The 16026-nt window shown below is 43.5% G+C and carries 17 protein-coding genes and 1 pseudogene; 14 read left to right on the forward strand and 4 right to left on the reverse strand.

Annotation, left to right across the window (positions count from 1 at the left end; all coding sequences use genetic code 11):
- Positions 1 to 126: 126 nt before the first annotated feature.
- The 4 genes from ABY436_RS07195 (at position 127) to ABY436_RS07210 (ending at position 2016) form a co-directional block, all read left to right on the forward strand.
- Positions 127 to 306 carry a ketopantoate reductase family protein gene (locus ABY436_RS07195; protein ID WP_372738312.1) on the forward strand — a complete coding sequence of 60 codons (180 nt, stop codon included), beginning with the start codon at positions 127 to 129 and terminating at the stop codon, positions 304 to 306.
- Between the two features lie 166 nt (positions 307 to 472).
- Positions 473 to 1099: a DUF1499 domain-containing protein gene (locus tag ABY436_RS07200; RefSeq protein ID WP_372738313.1), complete on the forward strand. Its 627-nt coding sequence runs from the start codon at positions 473 to 475 to the stop codon at positions 1097 to 1099.
- A gap of 261 nt (positions 1100 to 1360) precedes the next feature.
- Positions 1361 to 1630 carry a hypothetical protein gene (locus ABY436_RS07205; protein ID WP_372738314.1) on the forward strand — a complete coding sequence of 90 codons (270 nt, stop codon included), beginning with the start codon at positions 1361 to 1363 and terminating at the stop codon, positions 1628 to 1630.
- Positions 1631 to 1641: 11 nt separating this feature from the next.
- The gene (locus ABY436_RS07210) at positions 1642 to 2016 is read left to right on the forward strand and encodes a hypothetical protein (RefSeq protein WP_372738315.1); all 375 of its coding nucleotides are present in this window, start codon (positions 1642 to 1644) and stop codon (positions 2014 to 2016) included.
- A gap of 58 nt (positions 2017 to 2074) precedes the next feature.
- Here the strand turns inward: ABY436_RS07210 and ABY436_RS07215 are convergent, their stop codons facing one another.
- The 3 genes from ABY436_RS07215 to ABY436_RS07225 all read right to left on the reverse strand — a co-directional run bounded on the left by ABY436_RS07215 (position 2075) and on the right by ABY436_RS07225 (position 4927).
- Entirely contained in the window at positions 2075 to 3523 is a 1449-nt protein-coding gene (locus ABY436_RS07215; RefSeq protein WP_372738316.1) for a serine protease, read from the reverse strand.
- Positions 3508 to 4170: a hypothetical protein gene (locus ABY436_RS07220; RefSeq protein WP_372738317.1), complete on the reverse strand. Its 663-nt coding sequence runs from the start codon at positions 4168 to 4170 to the stop codon at positions 3508 to 3510. Before ABY436_RS07220 ends, ABY436_RS07215 begins: the two co-directional genes overlap by 16 nt.
- A gap of 187 nt (positions 4171 to 4357) precedes the next feature.
- Entirely contained in the window at positions 4358 to 4927 is a 570-nt protein-coding gene (locus tag ABY436_RS07225; protein WP_372738318.1) for a hypothetical protein, read from the reverse strand.
- Between the two features lie 163 nt (positions 4928 to 5090).
- Here ABY436_RS07225 and ABY436_RS07230 point away from each other — a divergent pair, with 163 nt between their 5' ends.
- The 4 genes from ABY436_RS07230 (at position 5091) to ABY436_RS07245 (ending at position 9669) form a co-directional block, all read left to right on the forward strand.
- The gene (locus ABY436_RS07230) at positions 5091 to 5309 is read left to right on the forward strand and encodes a hypothetical protein (protein ID WP_372738319.1); all 219 of its coding nucleotides are present in this window, start codon (positions 5091 to 5093) and stop codon (positions 5307 to 5309) included.
- A 245-nt stretch (positions 5310 to 5554) separates the two neighbouring features.
- Positions 5555 to 6061, forward strand: a complete 507-nt coding sequence (locus tag ABY436_RS07235; protein WP_372738320.1) for a hypothetical protein — start codon at positions 5555 to 5557, stop codon at positions 6059 to 6061.
- A 535-nt stretch (positions 6062 to 6596) separates the two neighbouring features.
- Positions 6597 to 8702: a hypothetical protein gene (locus ABY436_RS07240; protein WP_372738321.1), complete on the forward strand. Its 2106-nt coding sequence runs from the start codon at positions 6597 to 6599 to the stop codon at positions 8700 to 8702.
- A 169-nt stretch (positions 8703 to 8871) separates the two neighbouring features.
- On the forward strand, positions 8872 to 9669 hold the full coding sequence (locus ABY436_RS07245; protein WP_372738322.1) for an EcsC family protein: 798 nt from the start codon (positions 8872 to 8874) through the stop codon (positions 9667 to 9669).
- A 77-nt stretch (positions 9670 to 9746) separates the two neighbouring features.
- On the opposite strand, the gene ABY436_RS07250 is transcribed toward ABY436_RS07245, so the two are convergent.
- Positions 9747 to 10958: a DEAD/DEAH box helicase gene (locus tag ABY436_RS07250; RefSeq protein ID WP_372738323.1), complete on the reverse strand. Its 1212-nt coding sequence runs from the start codon at positions 10956 to 10958 to the stop codon at positions 9747 to 9749.
- Between the two features lie 114 nt (positions 10959 to 11072).
- Here ABY436_RS07250 and ABY436_RS07255 point away from each other — a divergent pair, with 114 nt between their 5' ends.
- The 6 genes and pseudogenes from ABY436_RS07255 to ABY436_RS07280 all read left to right on the forward strand — a co-directional run.
- Positions 11073 to 11924, forward strand: a complete 852-nt coding sequence (locus tag ABY436_RS07255) for a transglutaminase N-terminal domain-containing protein (protein WP_372738324.1) — start codon at positions 11073 to 11075, stop codon at positions 11922 to 11924.
- A gap of 210 nt (positions 11925 to 12134) precedes the next feature.
- Positions 12135 to 13682 carry a DUF2235 domain-containing protein gene (locus ABY436_RS07260; protein WP_372738325.1) on the forward strand — a complete coding sequence of 516 codons (1548 nt, stop codon included), beginning with the start codon at positions 12135 to 12137 and terminating at the stop codon, positions 13680 to 13682.
- A gap of 31 nt (positions 13683 to 13713) precedes the next feature.
- A pseudogene (locus ABY436_RS07265) lies at positions 13714 to 13776 on the forward strand (DUF2256 domain-containing protein); the annotation flags it as partial.
- A 51-nt stretch (positions 13777 to 13827) separates the two neighbouring features.
- Complete coding sequence (locus ABY436_RS07270; RefSeq protein WP_372738326.1) at positions 13828 to 15378, forward strand: cryptochrome/photolyase family protein; 1551 nt, start codon at positions 13828 to 13830, stop codon at positions 15376 to 15378.
- A 103-nt stretch (positions 15379 to 15481) separates the two neighbouring features.
- The gene (locus tag ABY436_RS07275) at positions 15482 to 15733 is read left to right on the forward strand and encodes a TIGR03643 family protein (protein WP_372738327.1); all 252 of its coding nucleotides are present in this window, start codon (positions 15482 to 15484) and stop codon (positions 15731 to 15733) included.
- 24 nt (positions 15734 to 15757) lie between these two features.
- A partial coding sequence (locus tag ABY436_RS07280) for a hypothetical protein (protein ID WP_372738328.1) occupies positions 15758 to 16026 on the forward strand: 269 nt, incomplete at its 3' end.

Genomic DNA, 16026 nt, shown 5'->3' on the forward strand with positions numbered 1-16026 from the left:
GGTTGTACTACCGTTTGCCTTTGCTCATAAACACCTTTATTTGAATTTAGACTGTAACTATTAAAAGTGTCTAGCAAAGCCTGGGAAGTCGACAACGTTGTATCAAGTAAAGGTGATATTGATAGAATGTATGAGTTGATATGCACTTTTGATGCGATAAAAACGTCAATGCTTGTCGATAAAGAGAAAGGTCGGCCACTGGAGTTGGACAGTGTTTGTGGTGCGGTGTTATGTAGAGCATCCATGCTTGGTATTGATGTGCCGACTACCACGCTTGTTAACGCACTTCTTGTTCCACAAGAATAAAATAAAGTGGTTTTGTGTCCATGTATGTAGCTTGGGCATTATTAACATTAACGGTAAGACCGGCATGGTTATTCAAAGTATTTCAAGAATTTTTACGTTCGCGGTTATTCCTTTGTTACTTGACTTCCCGGTTGCCATCATCGCTTATCGTTTGTAGTTATGGCATATGGGAGTCTCCTTTCAGATCATTAAATATACAGGCTATTCTAGTGCGGCGGTACTAGGGCTAGCGGTATTGCTAGGGCTGTTCGCGTTATTCAAAAAACAACAGGATGTAGTAAAAAGCTGTACTTTTGTTGTGATTTTATCGGCAATACCGGTGACAGGGTTATTAATGCAAGCCGTTAAAGCTAAGTCTTTACCTTTCCTGCATCAAGTAAGCACCGACACAGTTAATCCGCCGCCATTTCAAGCCATTGTTGCATTGCGTGGTGAAGGCTCTAACACATTGGAATATGCCAGCGAAATGCTTGCTCCACTGCAACAAGCTGCCTATCCAGAGGTGCAACCCATCATAAGCGAGCTGAACACAGAGCAAGCTTTTACTAAAGCTGTTGAAGTTGCGAAGGGCTTAGGATGGGAAATCGTTGCGAATAGTACCGAGCAAGGTATTATCGAAGCCGTTGATATGACTTTACTTTGGGCGTTCAAAGATGATGTCGCTATCCGTATCCAGGAGACAGATACTGGAAGCAAGATAGACTCGCGATCAATTTCTCGTATCGGCGGCACTGATCTAGGCGCCAATGCAGATCGCATAAAAAACTATATCTCTAGGCTTTCGTCCCACTAGTTACTATATATATAATAATAATTCCTTAAGCACCAATCAAGCCAAGCGCCACCATCGGGATTTCGTCATGAACCCCATAACCGCTGCGTTCTGCAGCCATCTTATATGAAGTACATGCCATTACTTTCACCTGGGCCTTCGGTCGTGTCTTTGGCCAGCAGCATGGTGATGCCTAAACCCTTAGGTCAAAATTTAGGCGTTGTTTAAGCCTGTCATTAAGTATTACTAAAGGACTGTATGTTGCACTCAAAGAAAATCATTATGCTAGGTGCTACTGGTGCTGTTGGCAACCACACGGCATTAACACCAGAAAAGATGGCATTTGTTAAGACGTTTACTTTACTTGGCAGAAGGCCTATCGATAATGTTCTTGGAGAATCTATTTTCCAACATGAAATCGATATCTTTTCACCGAAAACATACGAGTCTTTTTTAAATGGGCATGACACTGCAATTTGCACACTGGGTGTTGGTCAGCCATCAAAAGTGAGTAAAGAAGAGTTCGTAAAATTGATAAAAATACTGTTTTAGACTTTGCCCTTGTGTGTAAAAAAGCAAGAGTTTCTTATTTTGAACTCCTAAATTCCGTTGGCGTGAGTTCAACATCATCTTCATTTTATTTGCGTACTAAAGGGGAACTTGAGGACGGTCTAAAAGAACTTGGGTTTGAGCGACTGAGCCTGTTTCGTCCATCAATGATTATGACCCCCAAAAATCGTTACGGTTTATCGCAGGCCGTTACTCTTGCTGTTATGCCACTATTTGATCCATTGTTTATTGGTTCTTTCAATAAATTCAGGAGTATTTCTGCTGCTAGATTGGGCGCTGCAATAGCCATGAATCTATATCAAACTAACCGCACTATGGGGAAGCACATACTGCATTGGAGTGATTTTATGGAATTATCGAAGGAGTAATAAGTAGTTGAGTAATAAGTCGGTGAATAGTAGCTATATGTAGACTCAATAAACATAATTACTGCATTTGATGTTGCGGGAAGCTTGCAAACTGAACACCTAACACCATTTGAGCCCATAGCTTTCTGGAAGCCGCGACTTGCGCACAGTCATTGTGGTAACCCCCTTGGGCGCACCACATTTCAAGTTGCAGCATCTCGGGGCTGTTATCATGATTAACCGCAGCAACCGCGAGTAAAGTTGAGCCGTTGGTTGCCAGCGTTTCAAAATAATACTTATCTGTCTGCCACATCATGCCATTAAAAATATTACGATAAATCGCCTTACGGTTAACCGTCACACCAAACTGAGATATCGGTGTTAAGTAACTCCAGTAGGGGTCTGGAAAAACTTGTGAGTAGCTATCCAACTGGGTCAATATATTTTCAAACTCGATAGAATAATATTGCGCTTCGTTGAAGTTCTGAACACGCCAAATATTAAATACCATTTCCATGCGTGGATCGCCCAGCGCGACAGTCGTAAAATTATCCGCTTTGCTGATATCAGCGCCCATTGGCACAACGATTGTAGCCCCTGAGCCTAGGTCCTGATAAATATCATAGTTAAAAGCATAAGGATTAAAGCCATTAAATAAAGAGGCAAGCTGGTTGAGGCCTAATTTATCATCCGCTGTTTCAGCGAGTTGCTGAAAAGAACGGCTTCGTAATTTGGTTAAACGAATATCTCCTACCAACTGCGTTTTTCCAACATTGGCATCTAAATCAGCAGCGAACAGCTCAGTAATGCCTGGTGCATTAGGTAGCTTGTTATCTGTTGATTGAGCTAGCTGCTGTAACTCGCTTGCCGGTATTCCCCAGCTTATACCAATAGCGCCATTTTCCAGCCCTCCATCGACAATACCTACCACTTGTCCTTCGTTATTCACAATAGGGCCGCCCGATAATCCAGGCACTAAATTACCTTCCAGGTTTAATATTTTCAGGGTAGTACTTGGGTATTCACCAATCTTTTGCAGAACTTTGGAAGGCAGAATAGAGCGTAACTGATCTCCTCCAAATCGCACTTTAACTTCAGTACTGCTATATCCGGCAATATTAAGCGGAAAACCCACCGCATCAAGAGACTGTTTAACTTTTAAGGGAGACGCATCTGCATCTAGTACCGGCCGTTCCAGTGGGTTCTCGAGGCGTAACAATACCAGATCAGATTTTTTTAAAACGCGATCAACCACTGCCGGAGACGAGGCAACAATCTGCCCGTTAGCATTCACATAGTTAGCTGTGATGTTTCGCTGACCATCTATTACATGTAACGACGTCACCACAAACTGAGTTTCTTGCCATATAAAGCCAGTAGCAGATGAAGTGCCCGCTTCTATCTTAACAACCGATTGACTGACTCGCTCCAATACCTCATGTGCCGGCTGCGCAAAAACTGCAGCTGAGTACAGTGATATAAAGAAACAAACAAAGCCACAAAAATAACGGGCTATTCGGGTGTGCATATGCCTGCCACTGTGGATCGGATAATCGCCATTTTGGTATCCTCATCTGTTACATGCTGGTTAATAGCCACGGCCATGGCAGACAGTTCAGTCAACTCCATAGAACGATAGAAGCTCATCAAAGCGCTAAAATTTTCAAAACGATCAACAGCAATCTTTTCACATAACTTTGAATCCGTGGCGAACAGCACTGTTTTCTCTAATGATGCTGTTGGTGACGAGTCTGCGCTCTTTTCTTGCGTGCTTTTATTATTAAATTTCTTAATTACCAACAACTCTCTTGCTTCTTTTGGGCTGAAGCCAATTTGAGTCAGCTCGCTAAACTGGACTTGAAGGGTGGGTTCTGTAGGTGAAAGTACATTATGCGTTCTCATATAAATACCCACAAAAATACCCAGCACGCATGCCAGTCCAAAAGACCCGGTACGTAAACCAGCTAATTTAAGTTGAGCGCCTGTTAAAACCTGAGAACCTGAATCATCATCTGTGGCTGGGGTTTTTAAACCTATTAACGATGCCAGCAGAGCAGTGATTGAACCGACAACCAAACCAACGACAGGTGAGCTGGACAAGCCCAATAGAATTCCTATCAGTGATCCAATGCCAACACTTGAGAAAATTTGCGATGCTATCATTGAAACGACCATCGAAACGACCTCCCTTCGTGTGTTACTGATTTAATTCTGCTCCTTGTTTGTTTTTTGTACAAGCGTTCGCAAAAAGACATGCTGTAAGTAGTTAGGAAAATTTAACGCCAAGTTTGCACTCAGTCGCATGGGAGCGATCTTGTAAAGCAGGTCTGAACTGCGTGTTCCTTAGTTGTATTACAATCATTTATTTAAGTTTTTCATAATAGCGATTCAAGCCATAATCGATTGTTGATAATGTTACATTTGCTAAGATGTCAGGTTGATAAACACTATGCTTTTTGGGAGTAAGGAAATGAATAAACCTGGTAATTGTGGATCTTTTTAGTAAGTCGTCAGGGGTGACGGTTCTCTTTAGTTCAATAAGTGTGCTTTGAGATGATAACGGATATATATGAAAGGCATGGTCAGAGGAGAAAGGGCTCATGCCATAATACAAACAACTTTTTTCCTGACACTTATTAATAAACACATCCGATGCACGAGTATTAATTCTTGCTCCTTCAAAAACGGATTGCAGACCTTCTGATAAATCCCTGCTTAAGTCAGCTATTTCATAAGCTTTGTAGCAAGATAATAGATTTGAGTTGGTTAAAAATTCCCATACTTTCTCAACTGAATAAGGTAGTTCGCTGCTGCCATAAGAGAATTTCTCTTCATTTAGTTGTTCGGCTCTTATTAAAAACTCATAGCCGATAAAAAAGGATACCAAACCACCAATAAACGCACCGAATATGAAAATAAAAAGGTCTGTCATAGCATTCAATCTCCTTCTGAGTTTATTAGAATAAAGAAAGAAAATATTCTGTGCAATAAACAATCGGTAGAGTCTTGGCGGGTTATGGATTTTATTCCAGGATAAACGGAGGTGGTCCCGCGTGGGAGTTATAGTAACCATTATTAAATAGGGGTCTTAGCATATGTTTGCAATTGACAGTATAAATTCAGCAGAACAGATTCTGGCTTCTATATTTAAAGCACGAATGGCGAGTAATGAAACTACAGAAATGGGGAGTGTATTCAGAGGGCCGGTAGGCTTGTTTTTGATTCGAGAAGACGGAGCGAACGGCTCAAAATTGGCGAAGGCAGTAATGAGTAGTTTTGAATATTGGAACTCAAGAACGGGGGATCTCATTTAATTATGGTTGATGTTATTAAAGATTATGCCGTTCTGGGTTTACGTAAATAAATTGTCATACAAGGAAAATTCACGTGGAGAGTCAAACTACAAGACCTAACCCTATGTGAATTTGATCCTATGTACATACACATGATTAGATTATGTTTTCCGGCCCGTTCTTCAGCTGTTACGTATATACTAGAGACTGGGTCTTGAATCGTACATCAAGGACTTCGGCAAACAACCCCCCGGGGCGTTGGTATTATGAAAAAGTGGATTCCTAATTTGAACAATGTACTTAAAATTTTATCGGTAACCTCCCTGATCTTTGTTTCAACATACTTCGGTGTTGTTCAACAACCAACAGAGATGGGGCTTGCTATCCTAACAGGAGCGCTGGGGTTGGCGTTCGCAAACTTAGATAAATTCTCTGAGTTTAGTGGCGCTGGATTTTCCGCAAAAATGAAGTCTCAAATGCAGGCCGTGATCGATAAAGAAACTGAAGAGACACCATCAGAAAGCGAATTAAATGCTGTTAGTAGCGAGTTATCAAATGACGAAAAATCATTAATTACTGCTTTAGCTAACGCGAAATACACATGGCGTACGTTGCCTGGGCTTTGTAAAGACTCAAATCTTTCAGAATCAGAAGCCTGGAAAATATTAGTTCGTCTTGTGGAAAATGAGTATGTTCGCATAGGTAACAAAAACAAAACAGGTGAAGTTATTTGGACTCTTACAAATAAAGGCCGCAAAGTTAGCAGTAAATAATGTCTGGCACATAATGAGCTTTCTTAAGTAAATAAGCCTCAGTAATTCTTATCGGCCGCGTTAATGGCCAAGCATAAACCAATGGCAAGGCATGTTTACTTTAGTTGTTATTAAATAGATGAGAATAACTTGGTTTTATCCCGCAATAGGCGGGTTATTTATACCCCACCCTGCCTGTTCCGCTAGAAAAATAGAAACCCATTGATTTTTAAATAAAATATAGAATTATTGTAATTATTTATTGAGGATGGTGGGGATGTTTTGACCCGCTTGGGTAAATAAACGATGAGGCTATATTGGAAGTTTCCATTTATTTCAACTCATTAGGTTATGCGGGCTATTGGCACGGAACTTGTAAAGATGGTTATAAGTAGTTAAGCGAACTATTTGATCCAGTGAGGCTTAGCGCTGAGGTATCTGATACTTCTTGCGTTTAAAAAATGGCTGCAGTTGACTGCCTGAGGGCGCAACTGATCCAGTGAATTCCGCTAACAGTGAGGGGATTACCTGCCAATACTCATAAGGCGTAATGACGATGAAAAACCGCAATGAATTTGATCAGCGCATTGGAAGATTTCCAGTTCCCACTGCGGATCTAATCCCGAGACTCTTCGATGATCTGCAACCGACAGCCCCTGACCTGGACTTAAAAGCGAAGCTCTTTAAGCGCTGTTCCATTAAGCCTCTGCAAGGCTGCTATCGTTTAACATTTTATCCAAAGCCAGGGCTTCGCCCGACACTCTTTGCTACAAGCTACAAAGGGACAATGCGTTTCGAAGAAAAGGGGAGCGAGATTATTGTTAGTGCCGATCTGTACAAGTTCAACACTATCTTTCCTCTCAAATACTATCGGATTCCCCAAAAGTACAAGCAGCGATGGGGACATCTTACTATCGGCGAGGACGTTCAGAGTATCGGCTTTGGCTTCCGGCAACCCGAAGCCCCGACGGTTGGCCCCGCTAAACGACCACCGGTTAAGACTATCCCCATCTATCCGCGCAATAGGTACTACTCATATCTTCAGGGTGTGTCTGCTCAACTTACTTCTATAGGGTTCGTTGGAAGGCCTTGTAATTTTTCGTTAACCTTCGACGAGTTCTTCTATGTTCATCCTGCTTCCGGTTTCGATGGTTCCTTTCCGTCTGTAGCCGATCGCACAATTCGGATGCAGTTCAAAGAAACTGATAAAGTTGATTACTTTGAGGGCAAGCTATACAGCGGTGACACCGAACTAGGTAACATCAGGCTGGAGTGGGTCTCGCCATTTTTTCGTCGCGCCGAACTTCAAGTACAACGACTGGAGGGTGCGGTTATTCCTCAACCCGTGACCGCTTCTTCCGGTACCGGTACTGAAGATTTCTCGAGCATTTTCGCTACCGCAGGTTGGCATTTGAGTGTCACTCGCGACGACACAGCTGTAGCACTGCCCGCTAGTCTGGTTGGTGTCCAAGATCCTGATACCTGCTGGAATCCAAATTTTGACAATATGCATGACCTGATGGACTCTTTGCCTGGCTATGATCCTGATATTCTGGATTCTCGCTGGAAGGCTTATCTTGTTGCTATTCCGGCAACCCTGGGATGCAGCCGTGGTTGGATGTTTGACAGTATTGGTAGCGGTGGTGACGTTAACAGTATTGGCCGTGAAGGTGCCGTTACGCATAGTCATGATGGCTATCCGTCAGGAGATGGTGTTGAGTACGGTATTGCCGAAGACGAGTTACAAAAAGATCATCCCCGTGCTTTTTTGCGCAGTGCAGCCCATGAAGTTGGCCACACTTTTAATCAAATTCATCAAAGCCTTGAAAGCGGTCCGGATAATTCCATTATGACCGTTACCCCTAATGTCGCTAGCGCACTGGATGGCGCCGGTGAGACGTTTCCTGATGACATCGATCTGGCGTTTAACGCAACAGTTCAACGCCACCTCATACATCTGCCAGACCCGGCAGTCCGCCCAGGCGCCATGCAATTCTTCGGGAACTCAATCTCTGTTCCCGAATCCGACGTTAACTTCTTTGACACTGGCGATCTTGAGCTTGTGATCAAGCTTAAAACGAGAGTTAAACTAGGCGAGCCGGTAAATACAAGTTGGACTTTGACCAACAGATCTGATGCCAGCATCCCAATTCCAGACCAGATTGATACTTATGGCCATGCGGCTCATATAAGTGTGACAAACTCGGCAGGCGCTATTCGTTATATGAAATCGGTAGTAACCGCTGCATGTTCAAGTCACCCTGTGTCAGCGCTAAAAGAGGGGGCGTCACGTAAGGCTGAAGCGACCTTGTTCTGGAGCCAGAATGGATTTGCTTTTGATTCACCAGGGCGCCATCGCGTCGAAGTCATCTTGTTATGGGAGGTTGATGGGTTGATTCTGGGTGCTCGTGGAGGTATCGATGTCTGGGTTGATTATCCAATAACCACAGACGACAATGCCGTTGCAGCCCTGTTGCTAAACGAAGAAGTGGGTAAGTTGGTTGCAATGGGCGTTGGCGTTGGCAGACGAAAACGATATCCGATAGGTCTTCAACGCGCAGCCGAGGTTCTCGAAAAGCACCCTGAGCACCCGGCGTGTGATGCGCTCGGCAAGCTTTTAAAGGGTTCCTATAAAAAGGGTAAAGCTAAGCGCAATAAATAGGCAATCTCACCGGCGTGTAGGACATTTCTACTTTCTGAATTGAAAAGGGCAGCACTTTTCTCATCGGCAAACCTTCAATTTCTTTTCGATTAATTATATGGTTTAAGCGGCTTTCAATGGCTTATAGGTTTTTAAAATCACCCATTGATAACGGGAGTGATGATAAAACATGGAAATAGCATTTCCCGAAAGTGACCGGAAAGACCTTCAATCTGCAAAGAACCTGTTGGAAAACCCCGGAGTCGCGGCAAAGGTCACCAATTTAATCGGTACGCCAATAGAGAAAAGTTTTGGCTTACTGCCTGATAATTGGAAAGGAAACATTGTTGAAATCACTAAAACGGCATTAATGAAAGCTGCAGACGCTGCAATCTTTACTATGAAAGACCTTCCCGGAGAATCATCTTCAAATATATGGCACAAGCTAGGCGTTGCTACATCGGGCGGGGTGGGTGGTTTTTTTGGGTTTGCTGCTATCGCGGTAGAGCTGCCTGTTTCGACCACTATTATGCTCAGATCAATTGCGGATATTGCCAGAAGCGAAGGGGAGTCAATCTCTGATATCGAGGTTAAGCTTGCCTGCCTTGAGGTTTTCGCACTTGGCGGACCTGGTGAATCCGATGATGGAACCGAGAGTGGATACTATGCAGTGAGAGCGGCTTTAGCTAAGTCGGTCGCAGATGCAGCAGAATTTTTGGCAGCTAAAACCGTCACTGAGAAGGGTGCTCCTTTTCTGATTAAATTTATCACCAAGGTTGCAGAGAGATTTAGCGTACAAATAACACAAAAGGCAGCAGCTCAGGCCGTGCCTGCTATTGGTGCTGCAGGAGGCGCCATCATTAATACAGTATTCATGGATCATTTTCAGGATATGGCTAAAGGACATTTTGTTGTGCGGCGTTTGGAACGCAAGCATGGTAAAGACGTTGTGCAGAAAGTCTATCAGGATTTGCCCAGGCTTGGCTGACAAATTAAAACACTCGTAAGACCTTACCCTGTACGCACTTCCATGTACGCTTTTTTAGGTTTTGATGCGGCTTTAGATTACCGTTCGCTTTTGCGCACATAATTTAAAATTGAAACGGGCACCACTTTTCTCACCGGAAAACCTTCAATTTCTTTGCGGTCAATTATATGGTTTAAACGGCTTTCAATGGCGCATAGATTTTTAAAATCGCCCATCGCAACAAACGAGATAGCTTCACCTGTGGCACCGGCACGACCTGTTCGGCCAATGCGGTGGATGTATTCTTCTGGTTTAAAGGGTAGGTCGTAATTAACAACACGGCTAAGCTCACCAATATCTAAACCGCGGGCGGCAACCCCTGTGGCGACTAAGTATTTTAGTTTGCCTGATGTAAAATCGGCTAAAATCTTTTCACGCATGGCTTGGCTTTTATCACCATGAATGGCATCGGCTTGAATACCGCGTTTTGCAAGCTGTGCGACCAGTTTGGCGGCACCGTGTTTTTTCTCGATAAAAATCAGCGCCTGATCCCACTGTTGCTCGTTAATTAAATGACTCAGCAAGGCGGACTTTGTGTCTTTATCTACCGTGATTAACCACTGGTTTATCGTGGGTGCTGTTGTGGCTTTGGGTGAAGTCGATATCTCAACGGCTGGACTGCTCGTTTTGCTATCAGAAAATTCAAAGGCGATGGCGCGAACGTCGTCGGTCATGGTGGCCGAAAACAATAGGTTCTGGCGGGCTTTGGGTAAGCGGTCAATGATCTTATAGATATCATCAACAAAACCCATATCTACCATTCTGTCCGCTTCATCTAATACCAGTACTTCAAGTTCATCAAAATGCAGTGCCCGCTGATGCGCCAGATCAAGCAATCTGCCCGGTGTCGCCACTAAAATATCAACGCCTTCGATTAAACGCTGCTTTTGTGCCTCAGAATCAACACCGCCATAAACAGCCAGAGAGCTAAGGTTCAGATGTTTACTGTAGGCAGCAACACTGGCAGCAACCTGAACTGCTAATTCGCGTGTTGGGGTAAGGATAAGTGCGCGTATGCGTTTACCACGCAATGTACGCCCTTTGTTAAATGACTCTAGGTTAAAGGTCTCTAAAATAGGTAGAACAAACGCGGCGGTTTTGCCTGTACCGGTTTGAGCGGTGGCAATCAGATCTTTACCCGAAAGAATGATGGGAATGGCTTGTTTCTGAATAGGGGTAGGGGCTGTATAGCCCAGGTCATCAATAGCTTGCAGGATAGAATTACACAATCCAAGGTTTAAAAATGGCATAGAGGCCCAGATAGGTCGTGATAAGAAGAATAGGACGCAGTATAGCAGTAAGGGTTTGGGTTGCGGTACGTTGCTGGGATATGATGCTATAGAAACTTCCATCTCGGGGTCATTATGAAACGTTATAAAATCATTCACCGTACCTATTACAATTATTCGGATACTGTGACGCTTGGCGCGCATCATTTACTGTTGCGTCCCCGTGAAGGTCATGACCTGCGTATCGAATCTTTTGTGCTGAAGGTTACACCCGATGCGCAAATTTTTTGGCATCGCGATGCTGAAGATAACTCAGTGGCTATCGCCAATTTCACTTCTCCAACTCAGCAACTCATTGTTGAAAGTGAGGTCATCATTCAGCAATATAATGAATCTCCATTGGATTTTATAGTGGCTGATTATGCTATTAACTATCCTTTTTCTTATAACGAGGGAGATCAGGTTTTATTGTCACCCTATCGGGTATTGCCAGATGAAAAGACCCGGGAGCTTCTGAATAACTGGATATTTCAGGTATGGAAGTCGGGCGAGCAGGTTCAAACCTATACGTTACTTCAGCGGCTTACTGAAACTATCTACAAAACATTGGTTTACAAGGTCAGAGAAGAACCCGGCGTGCAATCTGCAGAGCAAACATTGTCGCTCGGTTCCGGATCTTGTCGTGATTTTGCCTTGCTCTTTATGGAGGCCGTAAAGTGTCTGGGTCTTGCCTCCCGTTTTGTCAGCGGATATTTACATGCGCCACTGATGTCCAGTCAGATTGGATCCACTCATGCCTGGGCTGAGGTTTATCTGCCCGGGGGAGGCTGGAAAGGGTTTGACCCGACGATAGGCGATATTGTCGGAACAGATCATATCCCTGTAGCCGTATCTCGATTGGCTGAAGCTGTCCCTCCTATATCCGGGTCTTACGCTGGTTCCGCTAAGTCAAAGTTAGATGTAGGTGTTTGGGTAAGCAAACTCTAAAAAAGAAATACCAGGGGTGCTAGGGGTGCAGGTCTTGCATTTTGCAGCTTTGAATCTGTTGAGTGATTTTTGTTCGATTTATATCTTTAAAGAGTATTATCTTTAGGGAGTAGTTCACATGGGGGTGGGTGATGTCTCGACCTGACCCTTTGTGCTTTATCAAAGTATGGAACATTGATTATTAATGGATACTTGAAGAGGGACTCAACCATGAAACGGTTAATTGTTTGCTGTGACGGGACCTGGAACAACCCCGAGCAAGAAGATAATGGCATACTGTCACCCACCAATGTTGTTAAAATTTATAATTCGATCAGTCCTTACGATCATGACAACAATATTGCCCAATTGCGTTACTACCACCCGGGAGTAGGCGGTGAAGGCGGGTTAATTAAGAAATTTGCTGGTGGTGCGGTTGGGGCAGGCGTTTCCCGACACATTTGCAGTGCGTATCACTGGCTAGCCTCTCACTATGAGGAGGGGGACGAGATTTATCTTTACGGATTCAGTCGAGGGGCGTTTGTGGTTCGTTCGCTTGCCGGGTTTATCGCAAAGGGTTTGTTAGACCTAACAGGAGTCAACTCAAAAGCGTCCTGGGAGCGCGTGCATCGAGCTTACGATAAAGGCTATCGTGTAAAAAACTCCAAACAGGCCAGTTGGGCAAAGGCAGACTATCGTTTTTTTAATCAAGGCAAAGCGGTGGATATCCAATTTGTCGGGGCGTGGGATACGGTGGGCGCGTTAGGCGTACCTAATGACTTAGAAATATTAAATATTTTCGACGATAAAACCAAGTGGGAATTTCATAACACGGTACTGGGTAAGCACATTAAAACTGCCCGACACGCGATGGCGCTGGATGAAAGGCGTTCCAGTTTTACGGTCACCCGTTGGGATAATGCAGCCAAACATAAAGACGCCAAAGAGGTGTGGTTTCCGGGGGTGCATTCGGATGTCGGTGGCGGCTATGCCAATACCGATCTCTCGGATATCGCCCTGCGCTGGATGATAAAAGAGAGCGAATCGGTTGGGCTGATCTTTAGAAAAGAGGCCGTCGAAAGTCTGGGTGGCAACCCTGTTGGGTATATCCATAACTCTTACCGCGGACTGTTTTCAAAAATGCGTTCACGGCCTCGCAGTTTTGGTTTGATTGCCGAAACCAATAAAGCAATGTTTGATAGCAGTGTTCTAAAGCGCCAGGCAGTTTCACCCATTAACTTTCCAAGTTACCACCCCACTCAACAACTTAAGGTGGGCGAACAAGTCACCATCGATGTGTTTGCCGATACGCGTTGGAATGAAACGGGCTTATTTCTGGAAAAGGGGCAGTCTTATCTGTTTTCAGCCACCGGCGAATGGAAAGACAGCCATGATACCTGTGACTGGAAGGGCACTCAGGATGACAAATTAACGATTGGCGATATTATTCGCTCGGCCGGCTCTTTTTTAGGCTCTTTTGAAAACACCTACCAACGATTAAGCGACAATAACTGCACGGACTTTTTGCTGACTAAGCGTGTGGAAAATTTAAATTGGTTTACCTTGGTAGGGGCTATTGCTAACGATGACGGCAAAAAAGCGGTGGTGGAAAATGATGGCACCGCATGCCCTCATCAATATGTCGAGTTGGCACAGTACCACAAAATACCCCTGGAGATTAAAAACGCCGGTTACTTATACTGTTTTCCAAATGACGTTTGGAGCCTGTATGAGAATAATTCAGGCAGTGTGCAATTGACGGTCAGACGTATATCTTAGCAACCCTGGGGTCAGGCTTTGCAGGGGATGCAGGAAATGGAAAAACTGCTGGCAAAGTGTTTTGTATTGCTCAGAGCGATGCCGACGATGTTAAGGTTTAATTAACAGGATGATGTAAAAGTTTAATTAACAGAAAGGTAAGTTAATGAAGGCAAAGCATCTCAGGCTCATATTGGGCGATCAGCTTAATCCTACGCACAGTTGGTTTGAGTGTGTTGACCCGGATGTTATTTATGTAATAGCTGAGCTGCATCAGGAAGCAACTTATACTAAGCATCATATTCAAAAAATAACAGCATTCTTTTCGGCCATGGCTCACTTGGCTCAGTACCTTGAAAGTAAAGGGCATCGTGTTTGTTACTTAACCTTAGATGATACCGCGCAATATCAAGATATTAACCAACTCATACACACATTAGTGTCTGAATATGCCAGTGAAACCTTTGCTTATCAACGGCCTGATGAATTCAGGTTACGGGCACAATTAACTGACTTATCTGATCAGTTAGATTTACCTGTATTTGAAGCAGACAGTGAACATTTTTTATTACCTTTTGATGAGCTATCCAATCATTTTAAAGCCGATACTCATGTAAGAATGGAAAAATTTTATCGTTATATGCGCAAGCGCTTTTCTATTTTGATGGAAGGTGAGGCGCCCGCGGGTGGTGCATGGAACTTTGATGCCAATAATCGCCAATCATTTAAAAAATCTGACCTTAAGTTTATTCCTGAGCCGCTGGTGTTTGAAAATTCTGCTGATGCTTACTTAGAGCGTATAAAAAAACACAATATTCAAACCATAGGACATGTTGCGACAAGCGTGTCATACCCTGTTAATCGTGAGCAATCATTGGTATTGCTGGACTATTTTTGTCAGCACCAACTGGCTAACTTTGGCAATTTCCAGGATGCAATGACGGCAGCATCACCTTATGCCTGGAGCTTATATCATTCTCGTCTCAGCTTTTCACTTAACTGCAAGATGATAAGCCCAATGGAAGTGATTCAAGCAGCACTGAATACTTATCAAAATGCAGAAGGAAAAATTACTCTTCCGCAAATAGAAGGGTTTATCAGGCAAATTTTAGGCTGGCGAGAATATGTGAGAGGGATGTACTGGGCTAATATGCCCGACTATGCACAACAAAACTTTTTGCATGCCAGGCGAAACTTACCTGCCTGGTTTTGGAATAGTGATACTAAAATGGATTGTTTAAAAAGTGCTATTTCGCAATCGCTTGAACACGCTTATGCTCATCACATTCAACGATTGATGATCACCGGAAATTTCGCTTTGCTGGCAGGGCTGGCACCTGGTCAAGTCGATGAATGGTATTTAGGCATATATATAGACGCCATTGAATGGGTGGAATTACCCAATACCCGCGGCATGGCACTTTTTGCTGATGGGGGCTGGATTGCGACAAAACCCTATGCTGCCAGTGGTAACTACGTTAATAAAATGAGTGACTATTGCAAAAATTGTCACTATAACGTGAAAGAAAAACTCGGCCTCAATGCTTGCCCGTTAAATAGTCTGTATTGGAATTTCATTGATCAGCACTATGATAAGTTTTCGTCAAATCAGAGAATGAGTTTTCCTATCCGCAACTGGAATAAAATGGAAGAAGCGCAGAAGGATAAGATCAGAAATAAAGCCGCTGAGTTATTAAATGATTTAGATAAACTCTAAAAACGGTGAAGGGTAAAATTCACTTTTTTTTAGGTGCAGTTGATCTTTTATTGTTACTTATGCGTATTAAAATGACATATGTAGCAATTTGAGGATCGTCTGTATGTCATTTTTTGTGGATGAACAATCACGAATTATAGAAATGGCCTGGGAGGATAGAACTCCCTTTGAAGCGATAGAGCATCAGTTCAGGCTGCAAGAGTCAGAAGTTATCAAATTTATGCGTAGTCACTTAACGGCTAAAAGCTTCAAGCTGTGGCGTGAAAGGGTCAGTGGGCGCTCAACTAAGCATGTAAAACTTCGGAGTCATAATGTGACGAGAGGGTACTGCCCATCGCAATACAAGCATCGTTAATACAAAACCACGAAAGAATCAATTATGAAGTACTTAACTCAAATTCTTTTTCTCTTAATAAGTTTTTCAGTGAACAGTAGTGAGCTACCTATGCTTTCTGACCTTAGTAGTCTGAAGTGGGATAATCGGATTATCCTGGTGAATGATGTTCAGAACGAAGAGCATGTTGTGGCTGTTTTTGAAAAAAATATAATTGAAATCAATGACCGGGACATAGTCTGGCTCATAATCAAAGGCGATCACGCTTTCACTAACTACCCGGGCACCTTGTCAGAGGATTTGTTAAATAATAC

Origin of the sequence: Neptunomonas sp., assembly GCF_041601355.1 — a bacterium.
Taxonomy (GTDB): domain Bacteria; phylum Pseudomonadota; class Gammaproteobacteria; order Pseudomonadales; family Balneatricaceae; genus Neptunomonas.

What these genes read in the sequence shown, in the direction of transcription:
- ABY436_RS07195 (WP_372738312.1), top strand. Translation starts at nt 127, where the DNA reads ATGTATGAGTTGATATGCACTTTTGATGCGATAAAAACGTCAATGCTT.
- ABY436_RS07200 (WP_372738313.1), top strand. Translation starts at nt 473, where the DNA reads ATGGGAGTCTCCTTTCAGATCATTAAATATACAGGCTATTCTAGTGCG.
- ABY436_RS07205 (WP_372738314.1), top strand. Translation starts at nt 1,361, where the DNA reads ATGCTAGGTGCTACTGGTGCTGTTGGCAACCACACGGCATTAACACCA.
- ABY436_RS07215 (WP_372738316.1), bottom strand. Translation starts at nt 3,523, where the DNA reads ATGCACACCCGAATAGCCCGTTATTTTTGTGGCTTTGTTTGTTTCTTT.
- ABY436_RS07220 (WP_372738317.1), bottom strand. Translation starts at nt 4,170, where the DNA reads ATGGTCGTTTCAATGATAGCATCGCAAATTTTCTCAAGTGTTGGCATT.
- ABY436_RS07225 (WP_372738318.1), bottom strand. Translation starts at nt 4,927, where the DNA reads ATGACAGACCTTTTTATTTTCATATTCGGTGCGTTTATTGGTGGTTTG.
- ABY436_RS07230 (WP_372738319.1), top strand. Translation starts at nt 5,091, where the DNA reads ATGTTTGCAATTGACAGTATAAATTCAGCAGAACAGATTCTGGCTTCT.
- ABY436_RS07235 (WP_372738320.1), top strand. Translation starts at nt 5,555, where the DNA reads ATGAAAAAGTGGATTCCTAATTTGAACAATGTACTTAAAATTTTATCG.
- ABY436_RS07240 (WP_372738321.1), top strand. Translation starts at nt 6,597, where the DNA reads ATGAAAAACCGCAATGAATTTGATCAGCGCATTGGAAGATTTCCAGTT.
- ABY436_RS07245 (WP_372738322.1), top strand. Translation starts at nt 8,872, where the DNA reads ATGGAAATAGCATTTCCCGAAAGTGACCGGAAAGACCTTCAATCTGCA.
- ABY436_RS07250 (WP_372738323.1), bottom strand. Translation starts at nt 10,958, where the DNA reads ATGCCATTTTTAAACCTTGGATTGTGTAATTCTATCCTGCAAGCTATT.
- ABY436_RS07255 (WP_372738324.1), top strand. Translation starts at nt 11,073, where the DNA reads ATGAAACGTTATAAAATCATTCACCGTACCTATTACAATTATTCGGAT.
- ABY436_RS07260 (WP_372738325.1), top strand. Translation starts at nt 12,135, where the DNA reads ATGAAACGGTTAATTGTTTGCTGTGACGGGACCTGGAACAACCCCGAG.
- ABY436_RS07270 (WP_372738326.1), top strand. Translation starts at nt 13,828, where the DNA reads ATGAAGGCAAAGCATCTCAGGCTCATATTGGGCGATCAGCTTAATCCT.
- ABY436_RS07275 (WP_372738327.1), top strand. Translation starts at nt 15,482, where the DNA reads ATGTCATTTTTTGTGGATGAACAATCACGAATTATAGAAATGGCCTGG.